The 13112-nt window shown below is 68.5% G+C and carries 12 protein-coding genes; 6 read left to right on the forward strand and 6 right to left on the reverse strand.

Going from position 1 to position 13112, the window contains the following annotated elements; genetic code table 11:
* Positions 1 to 212 precede the first annotated feature (212 nt).
* From AB0C16_RS30205 to AB0C16_RS30220, 4 genes are all read right to left on the reverse strand, one after another.
* Complete coding sequence (locus AB0C16_RS30205; RefSeq protein ID WP_357687703.1) at positions 213 to 1742, reverse strand: hypothetical protein; 1530 nt, start codon at positions 1740 to 1742, stop codon at positions 213 to 215.
* A gap of 460 nt (positions 1743 to 2202) precedes the next feature.
* Complete coding sequence (locus AB0C16_RS30210; RefSeq protein WP_357687705.1) at positions 2203 to 3369, reverse strand: hypothetical protein; 1167 nt, start codon at positions 3367 to 3369, stop codon at positions 2203 to 2205.
* A gap of 189 nt (positions 3370 to 3558) precedes the next feature.
* Positions 3559 to 4644 carry a trypsin-like serine protease gene (locus tag AB0C16_RS30215; RefSeq protein ID WP_357687760.1) on the reverse strand — a complete coding sequence of 362 codons (1086 nt, stop codon included), beginning with the start codon at positions 4642 to 4644 and terminating at the stop codon, positions 3559 to 3561.
* 324 nt (positions 4645 to 4968) lie between these two features.
* Positions 4969 to 6081 (reverse strand): serine protease, encoded by a 1113-nt coding sequence (locus AB0C16_RS30220; RefSeq protein WP_357687707.1) that lies wholly within the window; start codon positions 6079 to 6081, stop codon positions 4969 to 4971.
* Positions 6082 to 6400: 319 nt separating this feature from the next.
* Between AB0C16_RS30220 and AB0C16_RS30225 the strand changes: the two genes are divergently transcribed.
* The 6 genes from AB0C16_RS30225 (at position 6401) to AB0C16_RS30250 (ending at position 11458) form a co-directional block, all read left to right on the forward strand.
* On the forward strand, positions 6401 to 7840 hold the full coding sequence (locus tag AB0C16_RS30225; protein ID WP_357687709.1) for an acetyl-CoA synthetase: 1440 nt from the start codon (positions 6401 to 6403) through the stop codon (positions 7838 to 7840).
* A 97-nt stretch (positions 7841 to 7937) separates the two neighbouring features.
* Positions 7938 to 8210: a hypothetical protein gene (locus AB0C16_RS30230; RefSeq protein ID WP_357687711.1), complete on the forward strand. Its 273-nt coding sequence runs from the start codon at positions 7938 to 7940 to the stop codon at positions 8208 to 8210.
* Positions 8197 to 8625, forward strand: coding sequence for a type II toxin-antitoxin system VapC family toxin (locus tag AB0C16_RS30235; protein WP_357687713.1), 429 nt, complete (start codon positions 8197 to 8199; stop codon positions 8623 to 8625). The genes AB0C16_RS30230 and AB0C16_RS30235 overlap by 14 nt, the downstream gene beginning before the upstream one ends.
* Positions 8626 to 8672: 47 nt before the next feature.
* Positions 8673 to 9560, forward strand: a complete 888-nt coding sequence (locus tag AB0C16_RS30240; protein WP_357687714.1) for a hypothetical protein — start codon at positions 8673 to 8675, stop codon at positions 9558 to 9560.
* A 9-nt stretch (positions 9561 to 9569) separates the two neighbouring features.
* Positions 9570 to 10526 carry a zinc-binding dehydrogenase gene (locus AB0C16_RS30245; protein WP_357687716.1) on the forward strand — a complete coding sequence of 319 codons (957 nt, stop codon included), beginning with the start codon at positions 9570 to 9572 and terminating at the stop codon, positions 10524 to 10526.
* Between the two features lie 74 nt (positions 10527 to 10600).
* On the forward strand, positions 10601 to 11458 hold the full coding sequence (locus tag AB0C16_RS30250; RefSeq protein ID WP_357687718.1) for an oxygenase MpaB family protein: 858 nt from the start codon (positions 10601 to 10603) through the stop codon (positions 11456 to 11458).
* 39 nt (positions 11459 to 11497) lie between these two features.
* On the opposite strand, the gene AB0C16_RS30255 is transcribed toward AB0C16_RS30250, so the two are convergent.
* Positions 11498 to 12235 (reverse strand): PadR family transcriptional regulator, encoded by a 738-nt coding sequence (locus AB0C16_RS30255; RefSeq protein WP_357687720.1) that lies wholly within the window; start codon positions 12233 to 12235, stop codon positions 11498 to 11500.
* On the reverse strand, positions 12232 to 13035 hold the full coding sequence (locus tag AB0C16_RS30260; RefSeq protein WP_357687721.1) for a DUF4097 family beta strand repeat-containing protein: 804 nt from the start codon (positions 13033 to 13035) through the stop codon (positions 12232 to 12234). Before AB0C16_RS30260 ends, AB0C16_RS30255 begins: the two co-directional genes overlap by 4 nt.
* Positions 13036 to 13112: the final 77 nt, after the last annotated feature.

Genomic DNA, 13112 nt, shown 5'->3' on the forward strand with positions numbered 1-13112 from the left:
GTGACGGCAGCGGTGTCCGCCCGGCGTCGCGGCGCCTGGTGTGACGCAGATCACACAGACTTCATGGCACCGGATGCGCGCGGCGTGCGTCCAACGGCCCTTCACATTCCGCCGGGCACGACGAAGGGCCCGGCGATGCCGGGCCCTTCGCGAGTGACACTCACACGATCGGCTCCAGGCCGGTCGCTACGCGTTACTTAGAGAATCTCGACTCAGAGAATCTTGCCGGACCACACGTTCGAGGCGGCCTTGTAGATCGCCGCGGTCTCACCGTCGAAGTACGGCGAGGAGATGTAGTCGACGCGGTCGTTGCCGTCCTGGTCGTTGAAGGTGCTGGTGACACCGTTCACGTAACCGAGACGCTTGGAGTTGTTGTACTTGTAGAGCCAGGGGCCGCCGTCGGCGCCCTCGGTCATCGCGCACTTGAGCGCGACGTGCTCCTCGATCTTCTTGGCGGCCGAGCCGACCAGCTTCTTCGTGGTCTTGCCGTAGCACCACTTCGGCGTGACACCCGTGTAGGGCTTGTTGCCGTCGGGGTGCGGAGCGGCCGGGTAGCCGAACACGCGGACGTACTTGCCCGTGGGCTGGTTCCAGGCGACGCCCTGACCGCCGACGTTGTCACCGAGACGGCCCGCGTCCTTGGCGTAGCCCTCGATGATGTAGAAGACGGTCTTGTAGAACTTGGTGGCGGTGCCCGGCTTGTACCACTGCTGGGTGTAGTAGTGGGTGATCGTCCAGTTGCCGCGGGGGTCCTGCTTGACGGTCGCCGGGTACTTCTCGGCGTCGCCCTCCTGGAGCTTCTTGTACTTGGCGGCGTCGGTGGCGGTCACGATCTCGACGACGGGCTCGCCGAACTTGAACCCGTTGCCCTTGCCGACCCGAGCCGCCTTGTACTTCTCGGCGGAGACCTCGACCTTGGTGACCTCGGCGCCGGGGTAGTCGGGGCCGGTCGGCTCCGCGTCCGTGCCCCTCTTGGCCCAGCAGGCCTCGATCGACGTCGGGTCGAGCTTGCACTTGCGGAACTCGGCCCGGGTGATCTCGACGTCCTTGGCGTCCTTGATGCCCTGGTACTTCTCGAACTCGGCCTTGGAGACCTGCTTCGCCTTGCCGCCACCCAGGTGGATGCCGTTGTACACGGTCACGAACGCGTAGTCGCGGTCGTAGTCCTCGTACACGTCGAAGTCGTAGTGCGTGAAGGCCTGCTTACCGACGTAGATGCCCCAGGGGGTCTTGCCCTGGTAGTAACCGGGCACGAAGACCCACTTGGTCATGGTGTCGGCGTTGGACTGCGTGTCGTACACACAGTGGCCGGCCGTGGCGACCAGGTTGCGGTACTTCGACTGGATCGAAGTGGCGGAGCACCACTTCTTCTCGCCCTTGCCGTTGACGAAGAACACCTTGCCGATGGTCTTCGGCATGTTGACGTTCTGCGTCTTGGTGGAGGGCTTCTTCTCCTGGCCGATCGGCGCGGCGGAGCCGGCCTTGGAGTCGGGGCTGTAGCCGCCCTTGCTCTTGAGCTTGGCGACGTCCTTGTTGTCCCAGATGTTGGACTGAGTGGCAGCCTTGAGGGCCGCACCGTTGGAGTCGGCCCAGAACTGGGCGATGGCCTTGGCGTCAGCCGCGCTCTTCGCCATCGGGTCGGAGGCGACGTCGCTGGCGGCCGTGGCGGCGCCGGCGAGCCCGGCGGCCAGAAGGCCGGTAGCCAGGATGGCGCCACCGGCAGGGATGAGGATGCGCTTCAAGGGAACTGCTCCTTGCTCTGTCGTGGGTCGCAACTTGCGTCCCATGCGTCAGTAAAGGGATAGCAAGGAACATAGCGCGGCGATCTTTGCAGGTAAAAGCTGGTTTGCCGGATCCGGATGGAACCCCAACCCCCGTGACCGTTCCGTTACCAGTCAGAGATCTTCGCTCACGGTGATCATCTCGCTGCGTTTTCGCTGGGCATGTCGGGGGTGTGGCGGATGGCGCAAATGCGAGGTAACCGCCGGGCTACTCAGAGCGAGCAGTCAAATGTGACTTAGATCACAGGAACCAAATCGAGTCCTAGATCCGTCTAATCTCGCCTCTTGGCGTTATCGATCTTGAAAGTCGTGCTCCGGAGGGGGGTTCCGCGCCCTCCCGGGTGACGCCGTACCCGAACGGGAGCGCGAAAAAGAAGGGGGGTCCGGCCGAAGCCGGACCCCCTTCTCGCGGTGGGCGCGTCTACTTGTACAGCTCCCCGTCGCGACCGACGATCTTGCCGGACCACACGTTCTTGGCCGCGTTGTAGATCGCGGCCGTCTCGCCGTCGAAGTACGGCGAGGTGATGTGGTCGATCCGGTCGTTGGCGTCCTGGTCGGCGAACGTGCTGGTGACGCCGTTGACGTAGCCGAGTCGCCTGCTGTTGCTGTAGTCGCGCAGCCAGGGGCCGCCGTCGTGGCCGGGTGTGACGGCGCACTTGAGACCGACGTGCTCCTGGATCTTCAGCCACGGCGCGCCCACGGCCTTGGCGGTGGTCCTGCCGTGGCACCACTTCGGTGTCACGCCGGTGTACGGCCTGTCGCCGTCGGGGTGCGGAGCGGCCGGGTAGCCGAACGAGCGGACCTGCCCGCCGGCGGGCTGGTTCCAGGAGACGCCCTGGCCGCCGACGTTGTCGCCGAGGCGGCCCACGTCCTTGGCGGGCAGGAGGTAGTAGCGCTTGCCCCAGCTGCGCTTCGGGCCGCTGAAGCGCTGATACTCCTTGCGGTCCACCTGCTTGGCCCCGTCGAACGCGATGCCGTTGTAGACGGTGACGAACGCGTAGTCGCGGTCGTAGTCCTCGTACACGTCGAAGTCGTGGTGGGTGAAGGCCTGCTTGCCCACGTAGATGCCCCACGGGGCCTTGCCCTGGTAGTAGCCGGGCACGAAGATCCAGTTGGCCAGGGTGTCCCTGTCGCCGTCGGTGTCGTACACGCAGTGGGCGGCGGTGGCGACCAGGTTGCGGTAGTTCGACCGGACGGAGGTGGCCGAGCACCAGCGGAACTTGCCGGAGCCGTCGACGAAGAAGACCTTGCCGATCGTCTTCGGCAGGTTGACGTTCTGCACCTTGGCGACGGGTTGGCGCTCCTCGCCGATCGGGGCGGCGCTGTCCGGGCCACCGTCAGGGTTGACGCCGCCCTTGGACACGACCTTCCGCACGTCCTTGGCGTCCCAGGTGTAGGCCGAGGCGGAGCGGAGCGCGGCGCCGCCCGCCGCCGCCCAGAACGACGCGACCGAGGAGGCCTGTGCGCTGTCGCGTGCCATCGGGTCGGTGGCGAGGTCACCGCGCGCCTGCGCGGCGCCCGCGAGACCGGCCGCCAGCAGGCCGGTCGCCACCACGGCACCACCGGCTGGGAGAAGGATGCGCTTCAAGGTAACTCCAGGCTTCGCCTTGCGCCGAGTGATGCTCATATTCGGCAAACGGTCAGCCCGGAACCTACAGCCACGTCTTTGATCTTGTGAATTTCGCCGGGAGCGGCCTGGTCGCCCGGGACGCGGCTGTGATCGTCCCGAGATGTGGTCTGGGCTGATCACCGGAGGCGACGCGACGCTCCGTGTAACTTACGTCACATTTGCCGGAGTGGTGAGCGAGGCGGCCCGCTTGTAGACCTCGCCCGTGGCGGCCGTGAAGTTCGGCGAGGAGACCGCGTCGTAGGCGCCCTTGGCGTCACGGTTCCAGGTCAGGCTGTTGACCCCGTTGAGGCTGCCGACCCCCTTGGCGGCCTGGTAGCCGATCAGCCAGGCGCCGCCGCTGGCCCCCGCGCTGAAGTTGCACGGCTGGAGCTGCACGCCGTACTGCAGGTCGAGGCTGGGGGCGACGGTCCACCGGGTGCCGCCGGTGCACGACTGCAGGGTCCGGCCGTTGAACGGGCGGCTGCCGTCGGGCTGGGGGCCCGCCGGGTAGCCGAAGGCGGTGATCCTGTTGCCGACCCCCTTGGAGAGGGCGAGGCCCTGGCCGCCGACCTTGTCCTGCAGCCTGCCCGTGTCCTGCATGGCCAGCCGGCCGCTCTTCGTCGTCCAGGTGAAGCCCCGGTGGACGGTCACGAACGCGTAGTCGTAGTCGTAGTCGCCCTTGCCCGGCCAGTGCTCGTGCATGGTGATCGCGGCGCCGACGTAGATCCCGTCGGGCGTCTCGCCATTGGGGCCCGGGTTGGGGACGAAGATCCAGTATTCGGCGGCCTTGGCCTGCCGCGAGTCGTAGGCGCAGTGCCCGGCCGTGGCGACGACGCTGCGGTTCTTGGCCGCGACCGCGCTGGCGGAGCACCAGTATTCCTTGGCGCCGAACCGGAAGAAGACCTTGCCCATGGTCCGGGCGGCCGTCGCCTGCTGCGGCAGGGCGGCGGGCACGGTGACCGTGGTCCTGGACTTCTTGGCCGAGGCGGCCTGGCCGCTGGGCCCGGCACTGGCCCCGGCCGCGGAGGTCGGGGCGGGCGCGGACTGCGATCCCGGTGTCGCGGGGCTGTAGCTGTCGGCCTGCTTGAGCCGCTCGGGCTTCCAGTAGGCGGCCACCCTCTGCACATCGGCCGCGGTCTTGGCCAGTGTGACCGAGTAGACCCAGCCGTCGGCCGAGGCGCTTCCCCCGAAGGCGGGCAGCACGAGCAGCGCGCTGAGCGCGGCCGCTACCAGGTGCCTGGCCCGGGGGATCATCAAATGCCTTTCATTGGGGGTGTAAGGCTGGATTTTTGCAGATCAACACACTGTATTGCAGCCGGGATGGGGATTTGTTATCGGATCAAGAGTGACTTCCGTCCCATAAGGATGCCGTCAAGGCATCCATCCGGATAGTTCCGCCAGGACTTAGGTGATCGCCATCGCCGCAGGTCAGCATACCGGTTGCGCTCTCTCGACGGCCATTCCCGTATGGCATTCAGGGCTTTCTTGATCATTATTGGCCGGCGCCGATCCTCCTTGCGACAAGGCCCCGGCCCTAAGGCAGGACCGGGGCCCCGGGGGTGTCGGCGGAGGGGCGGGTTACGGCATGTTGCCGGTCCACCGGTTCGCGGCGGCCTTGTAGACGTTGTAGGTGTCGGTGTTGAAGTAGGGGGACGAGATGTGGTCGTAGCGGTCGTTGCCGTCGGTGTCCCACGCCACGCTGTTGACGCCGATCAGGTAACCGGTGCGGGTCGAGTTCTTGTAGTTGTAGAGGAACGGTCCACCGCTGGCGCCGGCCGTGAAGGCGCACTTGAAGCCGATGTGCTCCTGCAGGTTGTACTTCGGCGCGGCGGGCATCGGCGTCGTCTTGCCGTAGCACCACTTCATCGTGCGCCCGGTGAACGGCTTGTCGCCGTCGGGGTGCTCGCCGGCCGGGTAGCCGAAGGAGAAGACGTTCGCCTTGGTGCTGCGGTTCCAGGTGAAGCCCTGGCCGCCGACGTTGTCACCGAGGCGGCCGGCGTTCTGCTTCGTCCAGCGCCACCGGTCGCCGACCTTCTCCCACTTGACCTTGATGCCGTTGTAGACGTTGACGAACGCGTAATCGAAGTCGTAGTCCTCCTTCACCACGAAGTCGTCGTGCGCGTTGAACGTCTTGGCGGCGTAGATGCCGTAGGGGGCCTTGCCGTCCCAGACGTTCTTGCCGTCCCAGTACGACGGGATGAAGATCCAGTTGTCGTAGAAGCGGTTCGTCTTGATGTCGTAGACGCAGTGACCCGAGGTGGCCACCAGGTTGCGGTACTTGCCCTGGACGGAGCTCGCCGAGCAGTACCTCCAGCTCTTCGGGTCCCTCGGGTTGGCCCCCGGCAGCGTGAAGAACACGCGGCCGACCGTGTTGGGCAGGTTGACCTGCTTGCTCTTGACGGTCTTGGTCTTCTCCTCGCCGATCGGGGGGACGGAGCCGGGCGGGCCGTCGGGGGTGGAGTTGGTGCCCTTGACGCCCCTGGAGGTCGCGTCGAGGGCGTCGTCGTGGTCCGTGGCCTGCTTGATCCGGTCGGGGGTCCAGAACTGCACGGCCTGGGAGGCGGGTGTCGCCGCGTTCTTGGAGACGACGTCTGAGGGTGCCGTCGCGCTCGCGCTGACCGTTCCCGCGGTCAGCCCGACGGCCACCAGGCCGGCGAACGGGACCGCGATGCGCCTTGCTCGGGAATACATGGAGCTCCTCTCAGTTCTCGGCGGCCCAGAGCGGGGTACTGCGCCCCGGTGGGCCAGGAAAACGATCGGAACGCTAATGAATGGCGCAGGGCGGCGGCCAGGAAACGACGCGAAAAAGCATGGCCCGGTTCCATTCCGTTATAGAGATAACTGATCCGCATGTATTCTGAAAAAGCATTTCCGCAGGTCAGGCGGGTTTAGAATTGCATCTGGCATCAGTGGTAACTCTGTTGATCAGAGCGCGTCGGGCAACACCGGTAACAGAACTCATCAATGGCCACTGCTTATCAACCGAATCTTATTCTGGTTAGATGGCGGCATGGATCCACGCACCCCCTGTCTCGTCGGCGCGGCCCAGCGCACCGTCCGCGACCAGCCCGGCCCCGAACCACTCGACCTGTGGGAGGAGGTCGCCCGCCAGGCCGCCCGCGAAGCCCGGCTGCCCGCCGAACGCCTCGACTCGATCCAGCTCGTCTACACCGACTCGTGGCAGTACGACTCCCCGGTCGGCCGGCTCGCCGAGCGCCTCGGCGCCACCCCGCGCCACCGGGCCTACTCCCGCGTCAGCGGCACGGCGCCGCACCTGCTCATCGGCGAGGCCGCGGCCAGGATCGCGGCGGGCGAGCTCGACTCGGCCCTGGTCGCCGGGGCCGAGGCGCTGGCCACCCGCCGGGCCTACCGCAAGGCCGGCGAGCACATGCCGTGGAGCCATCCGGCCGACCCCAAACCGCCCTACGGCTGGGAACGCCCGCCGCACCCGGCCGAGCTGGCCCACGAGCTGTTCCTCCCGGTGCACACCTACGCGATCATGGAGACGGCCCGCCGGGCGGCGCTCGGCTGGTCGGTGGCCGAGGAGATGGCCGACCGGGGCCGGATGATGGCGCCGATGACCGAGGTGGCCGCCGCCAACCCCCACGCGTGGCGGCGCACCGTGCGCGCGCCGGAGGAACTGGTGACCGGCAGCCGGTTCGTCGGCTGGCCGTACACACGCGACACCGTGGCCGTCATGGAGGTCGACCAGGCGGCGGCCGTCGTGCTGGTCAGCTCCGAGCTGGCCGACCGGCTCGGCGTGCCGCGCGACCAGCGCGTCTACCTGCGCGGCTGGGCGTACGCGGAGGACACCTGGGAGGTGGCGGCGCGGCCCGCGCTCGGTTCGTCGCAGGCCATCGCGCGGGCCGCCGAGGCCGCCTTCGAACGGGCCGGGCTCGGGCTCGACGACATGCACGCGCTCGACCTCTACAGCTGCTTCGCGATCGCGCTGCGGCAGGCCTGTGACGCGATCAAGCTCGACCCGACGGACCCGCGCGGGCTCACCGTCACCGGCGGCCTGCCGTACGCGGGCGGGCCGGCCAGCGACTACGTGCTCCACTCGACCGCGACGATGGCCGGGCTGCTGCGCGCGCAGTCGGGCCACGGCCTGGTCACCGGCGTCGGAATGCACCTGACCAAGCACACCTACGCCGTCTGGTCCAGCGAGCCCGGCGGCGCTCTGGGCGACGCGGCGCCCGTCCACACCGCCGAACCGGTGGAGATCGTCTCCCTGTACGACGGTCCCGCCGTGGTCGCCGGATACACGGTGGCGCACGGGCGCGACGGGGCGGCCGAGAAGGGGATCCTCGTCGTGGACCTGCCGGGCGGCGGCCGGGCCCACGCGCTCGTGCTGGAGCCCGCCCTGCTGGCCGACGCCGAGTCGCGCGAGCTGGTCGGGCAGGCGGTGACGCTGGCCTCCGACGGCAAGGTCAATGTGGCGCGCTGGTAAGGGGAAAGGCTGTGCAAAGATTGTGAGCGCATGACTACTGTCAGCCATTGACATTTTTATGTCAGGCGCGGATGCTGGTGCCATGCGGAGGACCACGGTGCGGATCGACGAAGCACTCCTCAACGAGGCGAAGGCGTACGCGGCACGCAATGGACGCAGTCTCACCTCGGTGATGGAGGATGCCTTGCGGCAACTACTCAACCGCTCCACGGAGGCGGCCCGACGGCCCCGCGTGAAGCTGATCGTCTCCGACCAGCCGGTCGGCTTCCAGCCCGACGTCCAGGCCAGGCTCGATGCGGGCGAGAAGCTGGAGCACATCGCCTGGGATCTCGACGACGCGGAGAGGATGACGGGTGATGTTGCTCGCTGACGTCAGCGTTCTCGTCAACGCCTTCCGGCGGGAGGCGCCTGACCACGATCGCCACTTGGCCTTCATCGACGACATGATCAACGGGGAGTCGAGCTATGCCGTGAGCGACTTCGTGGTCAACGGCTTCATCCGCATCGTGACCAACCGCCGGATCTATCTCCATCCCGATCTACTTCAACGGGCCGTGACGTTCGCCGATTCCTACCGCAATCAGCCACATGCCGTGCTGGTCACCGGCGAGGAGAGGCACTGGGAGATCTTCACGCGCCTCTGCCGGACGGCCGGGGCGACGGGCAACCTCGTGCCCGATGCCTATCTGGCGGCGCTGGCCATCGAGCATGGTTGTGAATTCGTGACCTGTGACAAGGACTTCGCCCGGTTCGAGGGGTTGCGCTGGCGGTCGCCCCTCAACTGAACTGAGGGCCAGGGCGCAAACGCCAGGCAAACTCGGCAAGGAACGTCGTGGCCGATCAGTTCGATGTCATCGAGGTGGGCGAGCGCGGCCGCCGCAGGTGGCTCGGGTTCGTGATTCTGCTGGCGCTCCTGGCGATCCCCGTCGTCGGCCTGCTCGCCAGCCGCGACCCCGATCCCCGGCCCGATCCGCAGCTCGAGGCGGTGCCCGCTCCCGTCCAGTCGCTGCGCACACTGCGCGACAGCGCCCCCAACGTCCTCTACGCCAAGCCCGCGGCCAAGGGCGACGACGAGATCATCCAGGTGGTCTTCCCGCACGGGGCACGGGCCGAGATCCGCTACCCCGCCCGGCTCGCGCTCGACGAGCTGGGGTCGCGCCCGTCCCAGGGAGTCTGGATCGACGGCCAATACCGCCGGTTGTCCGCGCCCTACGGCGGCGAGGTCGAGGTGTCCAAGGGAGGCGAGCCGATCAGGGAGCTCACTCCCAACGTCCAGCTCTGGCCGCGCCAGCCGGGCAGCGGCTCGTACGGGCAGGTGCTGCTGTTCTCCTTCGGGCCGTGGCGGCTGGCGCTCTACGACCGGCCCGAGGGGCTGACCTTCGAGCAGCGGATGGCGACGGCCGAACACCTGCGCGGCAGGCTCACCAAGAACGGCTACCTCGTCCTGACGGGCGACGGCCCGGTCCGGCTGGCCAAGCCGGGCGAGACCATGCGGGGCGAGCCGATCGGGCCACAGCTCTGGTTCGGCGGGGTCACCGGCGACATCGTGACGTTCGCCCCGGCACCCGGCTGCGCCAAGGCCGCGAAGGCGCCGATCCTGATCGACCGGCGCGGGCGACCGGCCCAGAGCGTGTGCAGGGGCGACGTGCAGATCGCCGCCGCCGGCTCGCCGTCGTTCGTTGAGCAGGCCGTCAAGGAGATCCGGATCACGCTGAAGTAAGGTGCGGCCATGTTCGCCGTAACCGCCACACAGACCGATCCCGACAACCCTCTCGCCGGGCTGACGCTCGGCGAGCGCCCGGAGCCGCAGGTCCCGGACGGCTGGACGACCGTCTCGGTGCGGGCGGCCGCGCTCAACCACCACGATCTCTGGACGCTCAAGGGCGTCGGCATCAGGCAGGACCGGCTGCCCATCGTGCTCGGCTGCGACGCGGCAGGCGTCGACGAGGAGGGCAACGAGGTCATCGTGCACTCGGTGATCGGCACCGGCGCCGACGAGACGCTCGATCCCAAGCGCACGCTGCTGTCGGAGGTCCACGACGGCACGTTCGCCGAGCGGGTCGCCGTGCCTCGCCGCAACCTGGTGCCCAAGCCGGCCGCGCTGACCTTCGAGCAGGCCGCCTGCCTGCCCACGGCCTGGCTGACCGCCTACCGGATGCTGTTCGACAAGGCCGGTCTGCAGCCCGGCGCGACCGTGCTCGTCCAGGGCGCCGGCGGGGGGGTCGCGACCGCGCTGATCGCGCTCGGCCGGGCGGGCGGCTACCGGATCTGGGCGACCAGCCGCTCGGCGGGCAAGCGCGAGCAGGCGCTCAAGCTCGGCGCCGACCAGGTCTTCGAGACGGGCGCGCGGCTGCCGGAGCGGGTCGACGCGGTCATGGAGACGGTCGGCCAGGCCACCTGGGACCACTCGCTCAAGTCGCTCAAGCCCGGCGGACGCATCGTGGTGTCCGGAGCCACCAGCGGCGCCGTCCCGTCGGCCGATCTCAACCGGGTCTTTTTCCTCCAGCTCTCGGTCGTCGGCTCCACCATGGGCACGCGCGACCAGCTCCGGCGCCTGGCCGTCTTCCTGGAGCAGACCGGGGTCCGGCCGGCCATCGACCGGACGATGCCGCTGACCGAGGCCCGCGACGGGTTCGCCGCCATGCACGAGGGCGGGCTGTTCGGAAAGATCGTCTTCACCGTCTGATAAGTGAAGGGTTACTTCTGCTCGTCCCGGGTGATACACAAGACCTGAGGTTGTATCACCCGGGAGGCGTCGTCATGGACGTTGAACCGTTCGGCCCAGGCTCGATGCACTGGGAGTCCGCAGGGGAATACCGCAACCTGCTGGTGGCCGGGAGCGCGCTGGTCATCCAGACCATGCACCCCGCCGTCGGCGCGGCCGTCGCCGAGCACTCCACCTACAAGCAGGACCCGTGGGGACGGCTCAACCGCACGCTCGCCTCGGTCCAGAAATGGGTGTACGGCGGGGCGGCCGGGCAGGCCGAGGGAGCGCGGCTACGCGAGCTGCACAAGCCGATCAGCGGCGTGGACGAGCAGGGCAGGTCCTATCACGCGCTCAACGGTGCTGCCTGGGCCTGGGTGCACCTGTCGCTGTTCGAGCGCTTCGTCACGCTCAACCGCTACTTCGGCACGCCGTACACGCCGGAGCAGGAACGGACGCTCTACGAAGAGGCGCGGCGGCTGGGCGCGATCCTGCGGGTGCCCGAGCGGGAGATGCCCGAGGGCCTTGAGACGTTCTGGCCGTACTTCGCCGCGATGGTGGCCGACCGGCTCGAACCTCACCCGACCGCGCTGGAGGTGCTCGCCGTCATGCGGGGGACGCCCGCGCCGCCTGGGCTGCCCAGGGCGCTGCGCCGGATCTGGACGCCGGTGGGCGCCGGGTCGGGCGAGTTCAACCACTTCGTGACCGTCGGTACGCTGCCGCCGGCCGTACGGGAGAAGCTAGGGGTGCCCTGGTCGGCGCGGGACGAACGACGGCTGCGGCAGGTCGGGCGGGCGGTGGCGGCGCTCACGCCGCGGCTGCCGGAGCGCCTCAGATACATGCCGATCGCCTACCACGCCCGCCGCGCCGCCCGCAGCCTCCAGGGCCCGGAACAGGCACTCCGCTCAGCCTGATCCGGGGCAGCCGGCGCGTCCCGGAGCGGCGCGGCGCGGTCAGCGGAGGACGTCGCGGATGCGGCCGGAGGCCTCGTCGAGCACCGTGCGGAGCTCGTCGACGGTCTCGCGGGTGAGCTGGGTGTCCGACGCCTCCTCGCGGACCTTGGCCACGAAGTCGGCCAGCAGGCCGCCCAGCTCGGCGTCGAGCGCGGCACGGTTGGGCGGCGCGCCCCCGAGCGTGGCCCAGACCTCGGTCCAGATCCGGCGCCACTCGGCGGTGAGCCGCTCGCCCTCGCCCTGCCACTGCGAGGCGTGCTCTGTCCACTGCCGCTTCTGCTCGTCCTTGAGCCGCTTGAAGTGCGCCTTCTGCTGGTCGCGCAGCCGCTGGCCGTCGTCCTTGGCGCCGACGCGTACGTCCTTCGCCATCTTGGTCAGCTCCTCGCGAAGCGACTTGACCGTGTCGCGTACGTCCTCCTTGACCTCGCGGGCGATGTCGCGCACCGAGGCGGAGATCTCCTGCTCCAGCTCGTCGAGCTCGTCGAGACGCGCGTTGAGCTCGCCGCGGCCCTTGTCGGTGATCGAGAACACCTTCTTGCCGTCGATCACCTCGTGCGTGACCAGGCCCTCCTCCTCCAGGCGGGCCAGGCGCGGGTAGATGGTGCCGGGGGAGGGCGAGTAGACGCCGAGGAAGCGGTCCTGCAGCAGCCGGATGACCTCGTATCCGTGGCGCGGGCTCTCCTCCAGCAACTTCAACAGGTACAGCCTGAGGCGGCCGTGACCGAACACAGGACTCATGCGTTCTCCCCCTTGAGCAGCGCGACCTCACCGGAGACCGTGGTCGCCGACAACGCGGCCATGCCGCCACCCAGCCGTCCCGACAGTGACTTCGAGCCGGGACCGCTCTCGTTGGACAGTTTCTCGAAGGTGCTGACCAGCCGGCCGGAGGTGGACCTGATGCGCACGTCCGCCTCCACGTCCTCCGGCAGCCTGACCAGGATGTCACCCGAGACGGTGGTCAAGGTCACGTGGCCGGTCGGCCGGAGCCGGAGATCGGTGGTGATGCGTCCGGACACGGTGTTCGCCCGCAGCCGGCGCGGCGTGCCGTCGGCGACGGTGAGATCGCCCGAGACGCTGTTGAACGCCAGGTCGCCCTCCATGGCGCGGCTCTCGACGTCGCCCGAGACGGTGTGGGCGCTCACCTTGCCGCTCACCCCGTCGAGGACGATCTCTCCGGAGACGCCTTTGACCTGCGTGTTGTTCTCGAACCCGGCGACGACGGCGGAGGCGGAGACCACGCCGGCGTTGACGGCGCACTGCTTGGGCATGGTGAGCGTCGCGACGGTCTTGCGCCGGTCGCGGCGCAGCCAGCCGAGCAGGCCGTCCCAGGTGAGATCCTTGAAGGCGACGCTCAGCTCCCTGGTGTCCTCGTCGTAGGTGACGACCAGGGGAGAGGCCGACTCCAGGTCGGCCACCTCGAGGGTCGGTGGGCCGTCACTGGCCAGCACCGCCAGCTTCCCCGCGACTATTCGCACGTCCAGCGAGGTCACCGGGCCGAACGTCAGCCGCTCGGGCCCCTCAATCGTCCACTGCTGCATGATCCCTGCCCTCCTGGCGAATCATCGCTTACACATACACGATATGTCGCGTTTGTCGCGAACTCAAGATGTATCGC

Source organism: Nonomuraea sp. NPDC048916, assembly GCF_040649575.1.
Lineage (GTDB): Bacteria > Actinomycetota > Actinomycetes > Streptosporangiales > Streptosporangiaceae > Nonomuraea.

Coding starts and splice junctions, on each gene's coding strand:
- AB0C16_RS30225 (WP_357687709.1), top strand. CDS start 6,401: ATGGATCCACGCACCCCCTGTCTCGTCGGCGCGGCCCAGCGCACCGTC.
- AB0C16_RS30215 (WP_357687760.1), bottom strand. CDS start 4,644: ATGATCCCCCGGGCCAGGCACCTGGTAGCGGCCGCGCTCAGCGCGCTG.
- AB0C16_RS30250 (WP_357687718.1), top strand. CDS start 10,601: ATGGACGTTGAACCGTTCGGCCCAGGCTCGATGCACTGGGAGTCCGCA.
- AB0C16_RS30260 (WP_357687721.1), bottom strand. CDS start 13,035: ATGCAGCAGTGGACGATTGAGGGGCCCGAGCGGCTGACGTTCGGCCCG.
- AB0C16_RS30235 (WP_357687713.1), top strand. CDS start 8,197: ATGTTGCTCGCTGACGTCAGCGTTCTCGTCAACGCCTTCCGGCGGGAG.
- AB0C16_RS30255 (WP_357687720.1), bottom strand. CDS start 12,235: ATGAGTCCTGTGTTCGGTCACGGCCGCCTCAGGCTGTACCTGTTGAAG.
- AB0C16_RS30245 (WP_357687716.1), top strand. CDS start 9,570: ATGTTCGCCGTAACCGCCACACAGACCGATCCCGACAACCCTCTCGCC.
- AB0C16_RS30220 (WP_357687707.1), bottom strand. CDS start 6,081: ATGTATTCCCGAGCAAGGCGCATCGCGGTCCCGTTCGCCGGCCTGGTG.